Source organism: Rathayibacter sp. AY1F4, from assembly GCF_002931775.1.
Classification (GTDB): domain Bacteria; phylum Actinomycetota; class Actinomycetes; order Actinomycetales; family Microbacteriaceae; genus Rathayibacter.
Genome location: NZ_PSVE01000004.1, coordinates 135,397 through 151,982 on the forward strand (window position 1 = coordinate 135,397; position 16,586 = coordinate 151,982).

Sequence of the window (16,586 nt, forward strand, 5' to 3'; positions counted from 1 at the left end):
TCCCCAGTGTCAACGTCGTACCTGGAGGTGGTCTTCCCGTCCCTGCCATTGCCAGAGAATCCTCAGGTCGGAGGCGTATTCCGCGGTTCCTGAGGGCGTGGCTGACGGGCGCTGAGGAAGGCGTCGACGGCCGCTCGGGCGAGGTCGGTGCGGTCGGTCACGAGCCCGTCGATCCCGAGCGCGAGGAGCTGCTCCATCCGCTCCGGATCGTCGATGGTCCAGAGGTGGATCTCGCAGCCGGTCACCCGCAGCCGGGCGAGGATCCGCGGCTCGGCGACGCGGAGGCCGAGCGCGCGCTCGGGCACCTGGAGCGCGTCGATGCCGCGGAGAGCGAGACGCACGGGGAGGGCGGCGCCGAGGTGGGCGGCGACCAGGGCGACGACGAAGCGGACCGCCGACGCCGAGGTCGCGGCGCCGGGAAGACGGCGGAGGGCCGCTGCTCGACGGATCTCGGAGAACGAAGTGATGAGGACGCGCTCCGCGGCGGCGGCGCCGGACACCGCCGCGACGACCGGGTCGATCGCGTCCCGCGACTTCACGTCGATGTTGAAGCGCGCGCGGGGGAGTGCGGCGAGGGCCTGCTCGAGAGAGGCGAGCCGGGCGCCGCCCGCCAGTCGGAGGTCGGCGAGCTCCTCCCACCGGGTGGCGGCGACGACGTGGCGGCGGCCGGAGCGGTCGATCACCTCGGCGTCGTGGACGAGCACGGCGACCCCGTCGAGGGAGGCGCGCGCGTCCGTCTCGAGGAGGTCCGCACCCGCGGCGAGGGCGCGCTCGAAGGCGGCGAGCGTGTTGCCCTCGGCCTGCGGGCCGAACCCGCGATGCGCGATCACCCGGGGGGTCGGCCCGCTCAGGGCGAGGGGTCGCTCAGGGGTGCACATCGCGGACCGGGTCCGTGGCTAGACGGCCGGCGGCGGGGGAGTGGGCGCCGAGCCGAGGGCTCCGTCGGTCGTCGCGGGCGCCACGGGGGCGGACGTCTCGGATCCGGGCTCGACAGGAGTGGAGCCGACGGACCCGGATGCGGTAGGCGCGGACGCCGCAGGCGCCGACGAGGGTGCCGCGTCCTGCGGGCGGACCGCCGGGGCGGACTGGCCGCGCTGGCCGAGCGCGCCTCCAATGCCCTTCAGCGCCTCGGTGAGCTCGCTCGGGATGACCCAGAGCTTGTTCGCGCTGCCCTCGGCGATCTTGGGGAGTGTCTGGAGGTACTGGTACGCGAGGAGCTCGCTGTCGGGGCGGCCCTCGTGGATGGCGTGGAAGACGGTGGTGATCGCCTTGGCCTCACCCTCGGCCCGCAGGACCGCCGCCTTCGCCTGGCCCTCCGCAGCGAGGATCGCGGCCTGGCGCTGACCCTCGGCGTTCAGGATCTGGGACTGCTTGGTGCCCTCGGCGGTGAGGATCACGGCTCGACGGTCGCGCTCGGCGCGCATCTGCTTCTCCATCGAGTCCTGGATGGAGAGGGGCGGGTCGATGGCCTTGAGCTCCACGCGTCCGACGCGGATGCCCCACTTGCCGGTGGCCTCGTCGAGGACGATGCGCAGCTGCCCGTTGATGTTGTCGCGGGAGGTCAGCGCCTCCTCGAGGTTCAGGCCGCCGACGACGTTGCGGAGCGTGGTGGTGGTCAGCTGCTCGACCGCGCCGAGGTAGTTGGCGATCTCGTAGGTCGCCGCGCGGGCGTCCGTCACCTGGAAGTAGACGACCGTGTCGATGGAGACGACGAGGTTGTCCTCCGTGATCACGGGCTGGGGCGGGAACGAGACGACCTGCTCGCGCAGATCGATCAGCGGGCGGACCCGGTCGATGAACGGCACGACGAGATTGAGGCCCGGCAGCAGGGTCTTGTGGTACTTGCCGAGGCGCTCCACGACCCCGGCGGTGGCCTGGGGGATGATGCGGACCGCTCGGAAGAGGACGACCAGGGCGAAGAGGACGACGGCGGCGACGACGACGATCGTCACGACGGAGGACGGTGTCACGGTGTGCTCCTTTCGGCGGGGACGACGACCGCGGTCGCGCCCTCGATGGCGGTGACGACGACTCTCTCGCCGACTCCGAGTGTGCGGTCCTCGACGAGCGGGGACAGGCGGACGGTCCAGGTCTCGCCGTTGGCGAGCTTGACCTGGCCGGCTCCGGGGCCGGCGAGGACGACGCTGCCGGGGAGCCCGAGGAGAGCGTCCGCTCCGCTGGGGGTGGGATCGCCGCCCCGCTTCAGCAGTCGCAGCAGGGGCGGCCGGACGGTGAACAGCAGGAGGGCGGCGAGGACGGCCGCGACGGGGACCTGGACCCAGAAGGGAGCCCCGACCAGCCCGGTCAGCAGTCCGCCGATGCTGCCGACGGCGAGCATCAGGAACGTGAACTCGAGAGTGATCATCTCGACGATCACGAAGATGAGGATCAGCGCGAGCCAGAGGATCCACGCGTACTGGGTGACAGCGTCCATGCTGTGTGCTCCTTCCCCTCGACGAGCATTCCCAGGCTATCAACGCCCCCCGGACGAGGGCTGGGAGAGGCGGTGCGCCGACGGTCTCGAGGCCCTTGGTAGACTCCTCCGTCGGGCCGTGGCCCGTCATCGTGCCCGATCCGGTCTCCGAGCCGGCGTTCTGGAGGAATACCCGTGTCCAATCCCCTCGCCCCCGGCTCCTTCGACGGCAAGCGCGCTCTCGTCACCGGGTCGTCCCGCGGCATCGGCGCCGACACGGTCCGCTACCTGGCCGAGGCCGGAGCCCGCGTCGTCGTCAACTACCGCTCGAAGGCGCCGCGCGCCGACAAGCTCGTCGCGCAGATCGTCGAGGCCGGCGGCACCGCCATCGCCGTCGGCGCCGATCTCACCGACGCCGACTCGCGCGCCGAGCTCTTCTCCCGCATCGAGAAGGAGTACGGAGGACTGGACGTGCTCGTCCTGAACGCCTCCGGCGGCATGGAGAGCAACATGGGGGAGGACTACGCGATGGTCCTCAACCGGGACTCGCAGGTCGCCGTGCTCGACGCGGCGCTGCCGCTGCTCTCCGAGGGCTCCCGTGTCGTGTTCGTCACGAGCCACCAGGCGCACTTCATCCGGACCACGCCCACGATGCCCGAGTACGAGCCCGTCGCGCTCTCCAAGCGCGCCGGCGAGGACGCCCTGCGCGAGCGGATCGGTGAGCTCGCCGAGCGCGGGATCGAGTTCGTCGTCGTCTCGGGCGACATGATCGAGGGCACCATCACCGCGACCCTGCTGGAGCGCGCGAACCCGGGCGCGATCAGCTCGCGTCGCGAGTCGGCCGGCAAGCTCTACAACGTGCAGGAGTTCGCGGCCGAGGTCGCTCTGGCGGCTGTCGAGCCGATCCCCTCGGACAACACCCGCCTCGTCGGCGACATCTCCGACTTCGCCTGATCGCCTTCGCGGAATGACCCAGGCGCGCGGGTCTGCGATCCTCGACGGATGACTCCGATGGACGGCAGCGGTCCGGCATCGGGGGAGTCCGTCCGCGCCGACGGGTTCCGCACATCAGCCTCCGGGCGGCGTGGCGACTTCGACAGGGACGGCGAGACGAGCATCCTCCTCGACGCCGTCGCGGTGATGGCGAACTGGAGGAGGCGCTCGCCCTTCCGGTGCCGCGCCTTCCGGCGGACGCCCGAGAGGACCGAGACCTACCGACTGCAGGTGCAGCCCGTCGAGGCGTCGTTCTCCTGCGTTGACGAGCGCACCGGGACGGTCGACGCGTACGACGCCCCGACCGGCCGGTACGTCTCCGGCGGCGAGGAGCGTCCGCTGGACCGATGGCAGCTGCTGCCGGAGCCGCTGGCGGCCCGCCTGGCCTTCCCGCTGAACCTGCCGGTCTGGGGACGGCCGAGCGACGGGTACCGGATCACCGGCGCGTCGATCGACGGCGCGCTCACCGTGATCCGTCTTCGACACCAGGCCGACGACGGCGTCCGCGGCACGATGACCGTCGATCCGCGGCTACGGCTGGTCACGCGCTTCGACACTCCGACCGAGACGTGCTGGTACGAGGACGTCGAGCCGTGGGTGGAGCATTCGCCGATCCGCTGATGACGTGCCGGACCGCCGGGCGGCCTCAGTCCCGGCCGGTCCGGCCCTTCCGCCGTTATCCGATAATGCACATTATGTCAGTTCGACCGAAGCCCCGGTCGGCAGGATGGCGATCGGCTCCCCTCAACGCTCCTGCGACAGGACGTCATCGATCGCCGCCGCGCTCCGAGGGCAGACCGGGCGCTTCGACGGTGAGGCCTCGGATCACCGCGGCGACGACCGTGCGCTGCGTGAGTTCGGCACTGGTGTCCACGGGCCACTGGCTCACCGACCCGACGTGCGCCGCGACGACCGCCTTCGCCAGGACGGCGAACTCGACGGCGGGGACGCGGCCGTGCACGGCGGCGAGGGCGGCGAAGCGCTCGCCCAGCTCGCGCGAGACGCGGTCGTCGTCGATCATCATCCGCTCGGCGAACTCCGGGTCCACGGCGGCGCGGGCCAGGAGCACCGACCGCAGGGAGAACCACTCGCGGCTGGACGGGAGCGCGCCGAGGAGGGAGCGGACGGCGCCGTCGAGGGTCGCCGCGCGGTGCTCCTCCTGCAGCTGGACGTCGAGGGCCTCCTGCAGGCTCCCCCACACTCTCGCGGCCTGCTCCTCGTGGAGTGCGAGGAAGAGCTGGTCGACGCCGGCGAAGTTCGAGTAGAACGCGCCGCGGGTGAAGCCCGCCTGCGCGCAGATGTCCTCGACGCGCTGGCCGATGGTGCCCGTACTCTCGAAGAGCTCGGCGGCCGCGGCGAGGAGACGTCGTCGCGTCTCGCTCCTCCGCCGGACCGGAGCCTGCTCGCCTGTGACCACGCCCCCAGCCTAGGCGGATCCTTGCGCCGAGTGGGCCTTTTCAGTACGTTTCGTTTCCAATGCATACCGTATCGAAACCTGAGATGCCCGGACCTCGACGGCGACGGTCCCGGTGGCTGCCGGCCGCGACCGTCGTGCTCATCGGGGCGGTCCTCGCCTGGCTGAACCGGGCGGAGTGGTGGGGGTGGCTCGTCGTCGCGGCGGCCGCGATCTTGATCGTGGCCGTCTCGAGGAGCTGGCGGCACCGGCACCGGATGCTGCGTACGGCGGCCTGGGTCGCGTCCGCAGGGCTCGTCGGAGCCGTCGCCCTCGCCGCGGGTCCTCTCCCGGCGACGCGGACGCTCGCCGGTCCGCACACCGCCCCGGTCACGACCCGGCAGGGCGACGTCGTCGGCGTGCACGACGCCGCCGCCGGGGTCGACGCCTTCGCGGGGATCCCCTACGCTGCTCCCCCGGTCGGCCCGCTGCGTTGGGAGGCGCCCCGCCCGGCCCCGCAGCGGTCGGCGACCCTCGTGGCCGACGACTTCGGCCCCTCCGCCGTTCAGCCGGAGCCGACGTTCCTCTCCCGAGCGGCGACCCGCGTGCTCGACCTGCCGCTGGAGGAGACGCTCCTCGGCGGGTACGCGACGGACGAGGACAGCCTCCGCCTGAACATCTGGACGCCGGCCGGCGGGGCGGGCGACTCCAGCCCGGTCCTCGTCTACCTCCACGGCGGCGCGTTCGTCTCGGGGTCCGGCGCCCTCCCCGCCTACGACGGCGCGGCGCTCGCCTCCCGGGGCGCGGTGGTCATCACCGTCGCCTACCGTCTGGGCGTCCTCGGTTTCCTCGCCGGTGATGTGCTCGGCGGCGGCACCCCGGGGAATCAGGGACTGCTCGACCAGGTCGCCGCTCTGCAGTGGGTGCAGGACAACATCGCCGCTTTCGGCGGGGACCCGGGGCGGGTGACGGTCGCCGGCCAGTCCGCCGGCTCCGGCAGCGCCTGCATCCTCGGGGCCTCGCCCCTCGCGGCCGGCCTCCTCCACGGGATCATCGGGGAGAGCGGAGGATGCCTGGGGTCGGCGGGAGACCGCGAGGACGGCGACCTCTACGACGACGCCGCCACCGCACGGGAGGCGGCTGCGCGCCTGAGCGAGGCCCTCGGCGGGGCGAGCCTGGCCGAGATGAGGGCCCTGCCGGCCGAGCGCATCGTCGCGGCCGCCGCGGGCCTCTCGCAGCACTGGTGGCCCTCGATCGACGGCGTCGTCCTCCCCGACACGCCGCTCGCCGTCTACGAGGCCGGTCGGCAGAACGACGTCCCCCTCCTGCTCGGCAGCAACTCCGACGAGACCTCGCTCGATCTGCTGGGAGGCGTCGACTCGGATCCGGACGCCTACGAGCAGGAGGTGCGCCGGGAGCACGGAGACGACGCGGACCGCTTCCTCGTGCTGTACCCGGGTGCCGTCGAGGACCAGGTCGTCGACTCCCGGCTGCGCGCCGGCAGCGACCGGACGATGACCGCCCCGATGCGGCTCTGGGCGCTGACGGCCGCCCGGACCGGGCGGGCGGGCGTCCACGCCTACATCTTCACGCGCACTCCCCCGGAGAGCGGACTCGAGCGGTTCGGCGCGTACCACGGCGCCGAGGTGATGTACGCGTACGGGAACCTCGGGGCGGACGGCGACGCCGACTACACGGACGTCGACCTCCGGCTCGAGCAGGAGATGACCGCGCGCTGGCTCGGGTTCGTCTCCCACGGCGATCCGGACGCCGCCGGCCGCGAGCGGTGGCCGGCCGTCCAGGAGGATCCGGACAGCGTGCTCGAGTTCGGCGACGTCGTCCGGGTCGCCGGGCGCCCGTCCCCCGACGCGGTCGACTTCTGGCTCACGGGGACGGGCTGACGCGGGGGCGCTCCTCGCGGCGGAACCCTCCGGTCAGCGGGGAGCCTCCGCTCAGAGCTGCCCGACGAGGTGCGCCTGCCGGCCGTCGCGCGCGAAGACCGGGATGACGGCCAGGGGCGCGTCGGCGACGATCCACTGCCCGCCCTCGTGCTCGGCGCCCGTCGAGAGCTCCGTCCAGCGCGCCCCGGCGGGCAGGTAGACCCGTCGGGAGACGGCTCCGGCGTGCGTGACCGGAGCCACCAGCAGGTCCGAGCCGAAGAGGTACTGGTCGGCCAGATCCCAGGCCTCCGGGTCCCCCGGGAACTCGTGGAACACCGCGCGCAGCACGGGCTGGCCCAGCTCGTGCGCCTCCCGCATCGCCTCGCGCGTGTACGGGCGCAGGGTCTCGCGCAGATGCAGCAGGCGGGTGAGGATCGGCGTGGCCTCCTCGCCGAAGCTCCACACCTCGTTCGCGGCTCCGGTCGCGGCGCGGCGGCTCCCGTCGGCGGCCGTGACCGGGGCCGACGGCGCGCGGTCGCCGTGGAGGCGCATCACCGGGCTGAACGCGCCGAACTGGAACCAGCGCACGAGGAGCTCACGGAACTCCGGATCCGACGGGTCTCCCCCGGCGAATCCTCCGATGTCGGTCGTGAACCACGGGATCCCCGCGACGCCCATGTGGATGCCGGCCGTGATCTGGTGGCGCAGGTCCGCGAAGGTCGAGTGGATGTCACCCGACCACACGAGCGCGCCGTAGCGCTGGCTGCCCGCCCACGCGGTGCGGACGAGGTTGACGATCGCGGTCTCCCCGCCCTCGCTCTGCCCCTCGAAGAAGCCGCGGGAGAACGCCTGCGGGTAGAGGTTGCCGACCTGGACGGCGGGGCCGGCGGCGTAGCGGTAGTTGTCGAAGTCGTAGACGCCGTACTCGGGCTCGGCCTCGTCGAGCCAGAAGAGCCGGATCCCGTGCTCGCCGTAGTTGCGCCGGCACGCCTCCCAGACGAACCTCCGGGCGGCGGGGCTCGTCGCGTCGTAGAACGCGCTCGGACCCTCGAACTGCATGTGCAGGTCCAGGCCCCGCTCGGCCTTGACGAGGAGGTTCCCCTTCTTCATCGCGATGTAGTTCTCGGACTCGACCGACACCTGCGGCCAGACCGAGACCATCAGCTCGATCCCGAGCTCGCGCAGCTCGGCGACCATGGCGGACGGATCCGGCCAGAACTCCTCCTCGAAGCGGAAGTCGCCCATGTGCGGCCAGTGGAAGAAGTCGGCCACGATCACGTCCATCGGCAGGCCGCGGCGCCGGTGCTCGCGGGCGACCTCGAGTAGCTGCTCCTGGTTCCAGTAGCGCAGCTTGCACTGCCAGAAGCCGAGGCCGTGCTCGGGCATCATCGGGACGTGCCCGGTCGCGTCGGCGTAGGCCCGGGTGATGTCGGCCGGGGTCTCCCCCGCGGTCACCCAGTAGTCGAGCTGCTGGGAGGACTCGGCGGACCACTCCGTGCGGTTGGCTGCGAAAGTCGCGCGGCCGATCGCGGGGTTGTGCCAGAGGAACCCGTAGCCGCGGCTCGACAGCACGAACGGGACGCTCGACTGGGAGTTGCGGTGCGCGAGCTCGAGCGTGCAGCCCTTCAGGTCGAGGATGTCCTGCTGATACTGCCCCATCCCGTACAGCTTCTCGTCGGGGGACGTCTCGAACAGCGCGGTCAGCCGGAAGTCGCCGCCCAGGTGCGGACGCTGCTCGCGGGCGCGCAGCTTGAGCGCTCCCCCGCTCCCGAGCTCCCGGAAGAGCAGCTCCCCCCGACGGTCGTAGAAGGAGAGGGAGCAGGAGAGCTCGTGGTAGCCGGTCTGGTACCCGTAGCCCTCCTGCTGCTCGAGGACGACGGTGATGCCGCCGGCGCGCAGCGTCGCCCGCGGTCCCTCGATCGAGACCTCCGGCGCGTGGCGCTCGGGGGCGATCAGCGCCCAGTCGGTGTCGAGGACCTCCCCGGACCGGCGGGCGCGGACCCGGACGCTGTCCCTCCCCCACGGCTCGACGACGACGGTCTCGCCGTCGCCGCGCCAGACGAGGCGGTCCCCCTCGAGCGCGAACGCGTCGGTGTCCATGTGCTCCTGCTTCCTCGAGTCGGGCACGGCGCTCAGTCCTTGACCGCGCCGGCGGTGACCCCGGCGGCGACGTAGCGCTGGGCCACGATCAGCAGCACGGCGGCCGGGAGGGAGGCGATCACGGCGGTCGCCATGATCCCGTTCCAGTTGGTGGTTGTCGATCCGATGTAGCGGTAGAGGCCGAGGGTGAACGGCACGATGCTGTTGCCCGAGGTGAGCGAGTTCGCGTTGAGGAAGTCGGCCCAGGCGAACAGGAACGAGAACAGGCCCGCGGTCACGATCGAGTTCCGGCTCAGCGGGATGACGATCGAGACGAAGGAGCGCCAGTTGCTCGCACCGTCGATCCGCGCGGCCTCGATCAGCTCGTCGGGGATGCCGAGCATGAAGGCCCGGAGGATGATCACCGCGAACGGCACGGAGGCGGTCGCGTCGGCGAGGATCAGGCCCGGATAGGTGTTGAGCAGCCCCAGCGCGTTGTAGATCGCGAACAGCGCGGTGACCAGGACGATCCCGGGGATCATCTGGGCGAGGAGGAACACGAACATCACGACGCCGGTCCCCCGCACCCGGAACTTCGCCATCGCGAAAGCGGCGGGCAGGGCGATCGCCAGCGTCAGGATCACGCAGCCGATCGAGATCACGAGGCTCGTGATGAGGTTCGGCAGCTGCGTCGAGAACGCCTGCACGTACCCGTCGAGGGTCGGGTCGCCGGGGAACAGGCTCGGCGGGGTCTGGATCAGGTTCTGCGGCTTGGTCAGCGAGACGTTGACCATCCAGTAGAGCGGGAAGAGGAGGAAGCCGCAGAGCACGATCGCGATGACCACGTCGATCCCGCGGCGCAGCCCTGTGGTGTGCCGGTTCATCCGAGGTCCTCCTTGCGCTGGGCGCGGATGTAGATCACGCCGAAGACGAGGGCGACGATCACGAGGATCTGTCCGGCCGCCGCTCCGACTCCGAACTGCAGGTCGGTGAAGGACTGCTCGTAGGCCCACGTCGCGAGGGTGTGCGAGCTGTTGGCCGGGCCTCCCTTGGTGAGGATCCAGATGACGTCGAACACCTTGATCGTGTAGACGAGGCCGAGGAGGAGCGTGACGGAGGTCACCGGTCGCAGCAGCGGCCAGGTGATGCTCCAGAAGGACCGCCAGCGCGAGGCGCCGTCCAGTGCCGCGGCCTCGTAGAGGCTCTCGGGGATGCCCTGCAGGCCTCCGTGCAGCAGCACCACGTTGAACGGGATGCCCAGCCAGATGTTGGCGATGATGACCGCCCACAGCGAGACGGACGGATCGGTCAGCCAGCCGACCGGCGTGCCGATCGCGGCGTTCAGGATGCCGAACTGCTGGTCGAAGATCCAGCGCCAGGCCGTCGCCGAGACGATCAGCGGCAGGAGCCACGGCAGCAGGATGAGGGAGCGGAACGTCGCCGAGAGCGGGAAGCGGCGGCTGAAGAACAGCGCCAGGGCCATGCCGATCGTGAACTGGCCCACCAGCGAGACCACGGTGAAGACCACGGTGTGCCAGGCGATGCTCGCGAAGATCGGGTCGGTGACGACCGTGACGTAGTTGTCGAAGCCGACGAAGGGGGCGATCCCGGTCACGAAGGACGACGGTCCGAAGTCCTGGAGGCTGAGGACGACGCCGCGGATGATCGGGTAGACGAAGAAGACGGCGAGGAAGATCACCACGGGCGCCATGAAGGCTGCGGCGGCGAGGCGGAGGTGGGAGCGGGGTCGGCGGCGGGCGGGCGGCCTGGTGGCCGCCCCGCCCGCGACCGGCGCCGTGAGCACAGCGGGGTCGGTCATGCGGCCGCTACTTCAGGCTCGCCGCGGCGTCGTCGAGGGCCGCCTGCGGCGTCTTCGAGCCGGTCAGCGACTCCTGGATCGCGGTCCAGAGCGCCTTCGAGGTGTCGGGATAGGCGACGCCGAGGTCGCTGGTGCGTCCCTGCGCGACCGAGATGGCCTCGACCCACGGCTGGAGCGCGGGGTCCTCGGTCGCCTGCTCGGCGGCCGCGTCGGCGTACGGCATGATGTACGACTGGCCGGCCGCCCAGGCCTTCAGGCTGTCGGGCTGGATGACGCACTGCGCGAACTCCGTGGCGAGCGTCTGCTTCGCGGCGTCGGAGGCGACCACCTCGACGAACTCGCCGCCGAGCGGGCTCGGTGCCGCTCCCCCGTCCTTCGCCGGGATCGGCACGACGCCGTAGTCGATGCCCGCCTCGTCGAGGGCGGAGAGCTGCCAGGTGCCGTTGACCATCATCCCGAGCTTGCCCGCGAGGAACTGGTCGCGGACGTCCTGCTGGTTGGCGTTGACGTTCGCCTGCGAGGCCGAGCCGCTCTTCACCAGGTCGGTCCAGAGTGCGAGCGCCGAGACGGCGTCGTCGGAGGAGATGTCCTCGAGGGTCGCACCGGAGCCCCAGAAGAAGGGCAGGAACTGGAAGGTGCCCTCCTCGGTGCCGATCGCGGAGAAGCCGAGCCCGGTGACGTCGCCCGCAGTGAGGGCCTTCGCGGCGGTGGTCAGCTCGTCCCAGGTCGTCGGCGGAGTGACGCCGGCGGCCTCGAAGAGCGCCTTGTTGTAGAAGAGCGCGAGGGTGTTCGAGCCGATCGACGAGCCGTAGGTCTTCCCGTCCAGCTGGCCGGCGGCGAGCACGTTCGGGAGGACGTCGCTGGTGTCGAGCCCGGAGGCGGCGTTGTCGACGAGCAGGCCGGTGTCGGCGAACTTCGCGACGTTGGGGTTGTCGAGGACGACCAGGTTCGGCGTGGTCTTCGACGCGGCCGACTGCAGGAGCTTGGTGGTGAGGTCGGGGTCGGAGGTTCGCTCGAGGGTGATCCCGGTCGAGGCCTCGCAGCCGGCCAGGAGCTGGCCGTAGGGGGAGGACGCGTCGTACTGGGTGAAGCTGTCCCAGAGAGTGAGCGACTTCGACGAGTCGTCGCCCGCTCCCTGTGCGCTGCACGCGCTGAGGGCGACTCCGGCGATGAGGACGAGGGAGGCGGCGCCTGCGGCCCGTCGGATGCTGTTCTTCACGGTATTCCTCTCTGAATACGGTCGGGACGAGCGGAGCGCTCGCGCCGGGAAGACCCTCCGGAGGCGCCCGCTGAGGCGGTCCGTCCGGAAGTCGTGGCGAGCCTAACCGAGTCGGAGAACCGGTTCAATAGATTTCGGAGAACCGGTTCACCGATCGCCCGGGGAACGCCCCGGCGACCCGGTCGACGTCAGCCGCGCGCCCGCCGCCACGAGGGGACGACGCCCCGGCTGGTGCCCGGCGAGAAGGGCGCGGTGGTGCCGAGGTCCACGACCACCGCGGGCAGCAGCTCCGTCACTCCCGGAGTCGCGGTGCCGGCGAGCTCGTCGAGCACCAGGTCGACCGCCCGCGAGACCATCTCGTCGCCGGGCAGGTCCACCACGGTGACCGGCTGGTCGGCGTGCCGCATCACCGCCTCCGGGGCGATGGTCATGATCGAGCAGTCCTCCGGGACGCGCAGGCCCAGGCCACTGAGGCGCTGCAGGAACGGCTCGAGCACGCCCGGCCCGTGCGTGACCACGGCACTCAGGCCGGGGAGCTGCTCCTGCGCCTGCTCGAACCAGTCGTCGACGTCGTCGGTGCTGGGGATGACGGCGCCCCGCACGCCGCGCAGGCGGCACTGGTCGAGGAAGCCCTCGCGGAACCGCAGGGCGAAGGCGTAGCCGCTCTCGTAGGCGTCGGGGCCCATCCCGAGGACCGCGATCTCGACGTGCCCGAGGTCGGCGAGGTGGTCGACGGCGACCCGCGCCGCGCCGTCGAAGTCGAGGTCGATCGCGCTGAACGGGCTGCCCTCGCCCGGGTAGCCGACCAGCGCGGTCGGCAGGCCGATGCTCGCGAGGACCGGCAGCCGGGGGTCGTCCCGGCGGATGTCCATCACGACGAGCGCATCGGCGAGGACGTCGCGCGCGAGCTCCCCCTCGCCCGTGCCCATCATCAGCAGGTCGAAGCCGCGGGCGCGGGCCGCGTACATCGCCGCCCGCACGAAGCGCATGAAGACGTCGACGTCGGTCTGCCGCGACTCCGGATCGACGGAGGCGAAGAAGCCGAGGATGTTCGTGCGCCGCAGCGCCAGGGCCCGCGCCATCGGGTCGGGCCGGTAGCCGAGCCGCTCCACGCTCGCGAGCACGCGCAGGCGGGTCGCCTCCGGGAGCTTCTTGTTGCCGGAGAGCACGTAGGACACCGTGCTGCGGGCCACCCCCGCATCGGCCGCGACGTCGCGAATGGTCACCATGGGCTCAGCGTAGTGAGGGCCCGGCGACGGGAGGGCCCGCCGGCGACCCCCTCGACCGGTTGGCAGCAGCGTGCACACCCGGGCGGTCCGGCCGTCCCGCCGTGGGTGGAGAGCCGTCCGCCGCGAGCCGCGCGACGGCGCCGACGGACGCAGGCCGCGGACGAGCAGGCGATCACGGTTGCGCGCGTATCGACGGGCACGTACGGTCGTCGGGTACCTCGTCGCGAGCCGCGACGTCGGTGCGGCCGCCACACCGGCCGATCCAGCGGCTCGCGGTCACGGGGGCTCCCCGCACGGAAGACGGACTCCTGCGCTCCAGCACCGGTACTGCGTCCACGACGCAGCAGCTGCTCTCGCACTGACGTCCCCCGTGCCCGCCCCTCAGGGGCGAGCCGCTGCTCCCTCGGAGCCCGGTGGTCGTCGTGCGCCGACACCGACCCCTGGAGCACCGTGCCCTCCACTTCCCGCACCACCCCGCCCGCCGTCGTCCTCCACGACTGCACGTTCGCCTGGCCCGACGGCTCCGTCGTCCTCGACCGCGTCACCACGGCGTTCGGCCGCGGGCGCACCGGTCTCGTCGGCGCGAACGGCGCCGGCAAATCGACCCTCGTCCGACTCGTCACGGGCGGCCTCTCCCCCACCGCCGGGAGCGTCTCGACGACGGGTCCCGTCGACCTGCTGCCCCAGCGCCTCCGGCGAGGGCCCGACGACACCGTCGCCGATCTCCTCGGGATCAGGCCGCGCCTGGACGCGCTGCACGCGATCCTCCGCGGCGGCGCGGATCCGCGGCACTTCGAGGTGCTCGCGGACGACTGGGACCTCGAGGCCCGGGCGCTCGCCGCACTCGGCGACGCCGGTCTCGACCTGGAGGAGGCGGACCTGCTGCGGCCGGTCGCGACCCTCTCCGGAGGGCAGGCCGTCCTCACGGCCGTGACCGGCGTCCGGCTGCGCGGCCGGCCGATCGCCGTGCTCGACGAGCCGACGAACGACCTCGACCGGCGCTCCCGAGGGCTTCTGCTCGACCTGGTCGACCGGTGGCGCGGGACGCTCGTGCTCGTCAGTCACGACCGGGAGCTGCTCGAGCACGTCGACGAGATCGCGGAGCTGCGCGACGGGGCGGTCCGCACCTCCAGCGGGACGTTCTCGGCGTTCGAGGAGCGGCTCGTCCTCGAGCAGGCGGCCGCGGAGCGCGATCTGCGCGACGCCGACCGGCTTCTCCGCGCCGAGCGGCGCCAGCGCATCGAGGCCGAGACGACCATCGCCCGCCGCGCGCGGGCGGGGGCGCGATCGGCGGAGTCGATGCCCGCGATCCTCGCGAACGCGCGGAGAGGACGAGCCGAGGCGACCGCGGGACGGCTGCGCTCCGGGCACGGCGCCGCGGAGGCGCGGGCGCGCGAGCAGGTCGACGCCGCGTCGCGGGCAGTCCGGGACGACGACCGGGTCCGCCTCGACCTGCCGGACCCCGGGGTCGCGGCCGGGCGCCGCCTGGCGGAGCTGACGGTGCGCGGCCGGACGACGGTGCTGCAGGGGCCGGAGCGGATCGCGGTGGTCGGTGCGAACGGGACGGGGAAGACCACCCTGCTCGAGCACCTCGTCGGGGCGCCGGGTGCGCGGGAGCATCCGCTCGCCGGCACCACGGCCCGAGCGCTGACGGAGCGGGTCGGCTGGCTCCCCCAGCGCCGCGAGGGACTCCTCGACGAGGAGGCCACCGTGCGGGAGCACGTCTCCCGGGCCGCGCCGGATCGTCCGGCGGTCGAGCTGCGGAACGCCCTCGCGCGGCTCCTGGTGCGCGGCGACGTGGTCGATCGGAGGATCGCGTCGCTCTCGGGCGGCGAGCGGTTCCGCGTCGCGCTCGCCGGGCTCGTGCTGGCGCAGCCCGCTCCGCAGCTGCTCGTGCTCGACGAGCCGACGAACGATCTCGATCTCGCCACGACCGACCACCTCGTCGACGTTCTCGCCGCCTGGCGGGGCGGCCTGGTCGTCGTCAGCCACGACGAGGCGTTCCTCGACCGGCTCGGACTCCACTCCCGAGTGGTGCTCGACGCGGAGTGACGGCTGGTCCCCCGGCCCCCGGCGGTTCTGGCCTCGACCGGGCCCCTGCCGCCGGGGAGACTGGCCGGGCCCCTCCCGCCCCCAGCGAACGGACCGACGTGCTCACCGGACTCAGCGCCTTCCCCCTCACTCCGCTCCGCGACGACAGCATCGACGAGCGGTCGTTCGCCGCTCTCGTCGAGCGGCTCGCGCGGGCGGGAGTCGACTCGATCGGCGCACTGGGCTCGACCGGCTCGGCTCCGTAGCTGGACCGCGGCGAGCGCCGGCGCGCCGCCGAGATCGCCGTCCGCAGCGCCGGCCCGGTGCCGGTCGTGGTCGGGATCGGGGCGCTGCGCACCTCGCAGGTGCTGGCGCTCGCCGAGGACGCGCAGAGCGCCGGGGCGAGCGCGGTGCTCCTGGCGCCGCTCGGCTACCAGCCGCTGACGGACGAGGACGTGCTCGGGCTCTACGAGGACGTGACGGCTCAGCTCTCGGTGCCGCTCGTCGTGTACGACAACCCCGGGACGACGCGCTTCTCCTTCTCCGACGACCTCTACGGGGCCGTCGCCCGGCTGCCGCAGGTCGCCTCCCTCAAGATCCCCGGCGTGCCGGAGGGACCGGGTGCCGCGGCGGCGCGCGTCCGCAAGATCCGGGCGCGGGTGCCGGAGGGGGTCACTGTCGGGGTCTCGGGGGACGCCGCGGGTGCGCGCGGGCTGCTCGGCGGCTGCGACGCCTGGTACTCGGTGATCGGCGGCCTCTTCCCGCGGACGGCGCTGTCGATCGCCCGGGCGGCGCAGTCGGGCGACGAGGCGGCGGCGATCGCGGGATCGGCGCGCCTGCAGCCCGTCTGGGACCTCTTCTCGGAGCACGGCGGCAGCTACCGCGTGGTCGCGGCGATGGCGGAGCAGCTCGGTCTCGCCGAGGCGCACTGCCTCCCGCGTCCGGTCCGCGGGCTGGATGCACGGGCGCGGGCCCGGGTCGCGGAGGTCCTGGCGGAGCTGGGGCCTGTGCTGGAGTGATGCTCGGGCGGGTCGACGGGAGGACAGGTCGGACGGCGTGGTCGTTCCGGACGGTGGTCGTTCCGGACAGCCGGAGGGGCGGGCCGGGGATGTCCCCGACCCGCCCCTCCGGCGGAGCACGCGACCTCAGCAGGCCTTGGATGCGCGGTAGGTGTTGCGTCCCGCCGCCACGAACAGCGCGTCGAGGACTCGGGCCTTGCCCGGCGCGACGGAGTAGCAGCTGCCGTCGAAGTCGGCGATGATGTCGGCCTTGCGCTCGACCGTGCTCGACCCGCAGTTGCGGAAGACGAGAGCGCGCTGGCGCAGAACGCCCTCGGGTCCGAGGGTGGCGCCGGTGGCCACCTCCTGGGCTCCGCACGCGTAGTTCGCGGCGTTCACGTACTGTCCGTTCGCGACCTCGGCCGCGGAGGCGGGCGTCGCGACAGCGACGACGCCGACGGAGGCGATGGCGCCCGTGAGGGCGAGGGTGGCAAGAGTTCGTCGAAGAGTCATGATCGTTTCTCCTTCTGCT

Annotated in this window: 16 protein-coding genes; 6 read left to right on the forward strand and 10 right to left on the reverse strand. The window is 72.5% G+C overall.

What is annotated here, in order from left to right:
* Positions 1–62: 62 nt before the first annotated feature.
* The 3 genes from C5C59_RS03540 to C5C59_RS03550 form a co-directional block, all read right to left on the reverse strand.
* Positions 63–830 (reverse strand): glycerophosphodiester phosphodiesterase family protein, encoded by a 768-nt coding sequence (locus tag C5C59_RS03540; protein WP_258062562.1) that lies wholly within the window; start codon positions 828–830, stop codon positions 63–65.
* 66 nt (positions 831–896) lie between these two features.
* A complete protein-coding gene (locus tag C5C59_RS03545; protein WP_374953879.1) occupies positions 897–1,952 on the reverse strand; it encodes an SPFH domain-containing protein in 1,056 nt (351 codons plus the stop codon).
* 14 nt (positions 1,953–1,966) lie between these two features.
* Entirely contained in the window at positions 1,967–2,434 is a 468-nt protein-coding gene (locus tag C5C59_RS03550; RefSeq protein WP_104237448.1) for an NfeD family protein, read from the reverse strand.
* Between the two features lie 174 nt (positions 2,435–2,608).
* Here C5C59_RS03550 and C5C59_RS03555 point away from each other — a divergent pair, with 174 nt between their 5' ends.
* Together C5C59_RS03555 and C5C59_RS03560 are read left to right on the forward strand one after the other, a co-directional pair.
* Entirely contained in the window at positions 2,609–3,367 is a 759-nt protein-coding gene (locus C5C59_RS03555; RefSeq protein WP_104237447.1) for an SDR family oxidoreductase, read from the forward strand.
* 48 nt (positions 3,368–3,415) lie between these two features.
* Positions 3,416–4,027, forward strand: coding sequence for a hypothetical protein (locus C5C59_RS03560; protein ID WP_146082795.1), 612 nt, complete (start codon positions 3,416–3,418; stop codon positions 4,025–4,027).
* Positions 4,028–4,172: 145 nt separating this feature from the next.
* Here the strand turns inward: C5C59_RS03560 and C5C59_RS03565 are convergent, their stop codons facing one another.
* The gene (locus tag C5C59_RS03565; RefSeq protein WP_104237445.1) at positions 4,173–4,823 is read right to left on the reverse strand and encodes a TetR/AcrR family transcriptional regulator; all 651 of its coding nucleotides are present in this window, start codon (positions 4,821–4,823) and stop codon (positions 4,173–4,175) included.
* Positions 4,824–4,906: 83 nt separating this feature from the next.
* On the opposite strand from C5C59_RS03565, the gene C5C59_RS03570 reads away from it, so the two are divergent.
* A complete protein-coding gene (locus tag C5C59_RS03570) occupies positions 4,907–6,700 on the forward strand; it encodes a carboxylesterase/lipase family protein (RefSeq protein WP_219812417.1) in 1,794 nt (597 codons plus the stop codon).
* A 51-nt stretch (positions 6,701–6,751) separates the two neighbouring features.
* Here the strand turns inward: C5C59_RS03570 and C5C59_RS03575 are convergent, their stop codons facing one another.
* The 5 genes from C5C59_RS03575 to C5C59_RS03595 form a co-directional block, all read right to left on the reverse strand.
* A complete protein-coding gene (locus tag C5C59_RS03575) occupies positions 6,752–8,779 on the reverse strand; it encodes a TIM-barrel domain-containing protein (protein WP_104237511.1) in 2,028 nt (675 codons plus the stop codon).
* A 32-nt stretch (positions 8,780–8,811) separates the two neighbouring features.
* The gene (locus tag C5C59_RS03580) at positions 8,812–9,642 is read right to left on the reverse strand and encodes a carbohydrate ABC transporter permease (RefSeq protein WP_104237443.1); all 831 of its coding nucleotides are present in this window, start codon (positions 9,640–9,642) and stop codon (positions 8,812–8,814) included.
* Entirely contained in the window at positions 9,639–10,577 is a 939-nt protein-coding gene (locus C5C59_RS03585) for a carbohydrate ABC transporter permease (protein ID WP_104237442.1), read from the reverse strand. Before C5C59_RS03585 ends, C5C59_RS03580 begins: the two co-directional genes overlap by 4 nt.
* Positions 10,578–10,584: 7 nt before the next feature.
* Positions 10,585–11,796, reverse strand: a complete 1,212-nt coding sequence (locus C5C59_RS03590; protein ID WP_104222048.1) for an extracellular solute-binding protein — start codon at positions 11,794–11,796, stop codon at positions 10,585–10,587.
* A 188-nt stretch (positions 11,797–11,984) separates the two neighbouring features.
* Positions 11,985–13,025, reverse strand: a complete 1,041-nt coding sequence (locus C5C59_RS03595) for a LacI family DNA-binding transcriptional regulator (protein ID WP_104222050.1) — start codon at positions 13,023–13,025, stop codon at positions 11,985–11,987.
* A 450-nt stretch (positions 13,026–13,475) separates the two neighbouring features.
* Here C5C59_RS03595 and C5C59_RS03600 point away from each other — a divergent pair, with 450 nt between their 5' ends.
* From C5C59_RS03600 to C5C59_RS03605, 3 genes are all read left to right on the forward strand, one after another.
* Positions 13,476–15,077 (forward strand): ABC-F family ATP-binding cassette domain-containing protein, encoded by a 1,602-nt coding sequence (locus C5C59_RS03600; protein ID WP_104237441.1) that lies wholly within the window; start codon positions 13,476–13,478, stop codon positions 15,075–15,077.
* Between the two features lie 98 nt (positions 15,078–15,175).
* Entirely contained in the window at positions 15,176–15,322 is a 147-nt protein-coding gene (locus tag C5C59_RS17685; protein WP_308470687.1) for a hypothetical protein, read from the forward strand.
* Positions 15,323–16,075 carry a dihydrodipicolinate synthase family protein gene (locus tag C5C59_RS03605; protein ID WP_308470692.1) on the forward strand — a complete coding sequence of 251 codons (753 nt, stop codon included), beginning with the start codon at positions 15,323–15,325 and terminating at the stop codon, positions 16,073–16,075.
* Between the two features lie 126 nt (positions 16,076–16,201).
* Here C5C59_RS03605 and C5C59_RS03610 read toward each other — a convergent pair whose 3' ends face one another.
* Complete coding sequence (locus C5C59_RS03610; protein WP_104237440.1) at positions 16,202–16,567, reverse strand: hypothetical protein; 366 nt, start codon at positions 16,565–16,567, stop codon at positions 16,202–16,204.
* Positions 16,568–16,586: the final 19 nt, after the last annotated feature.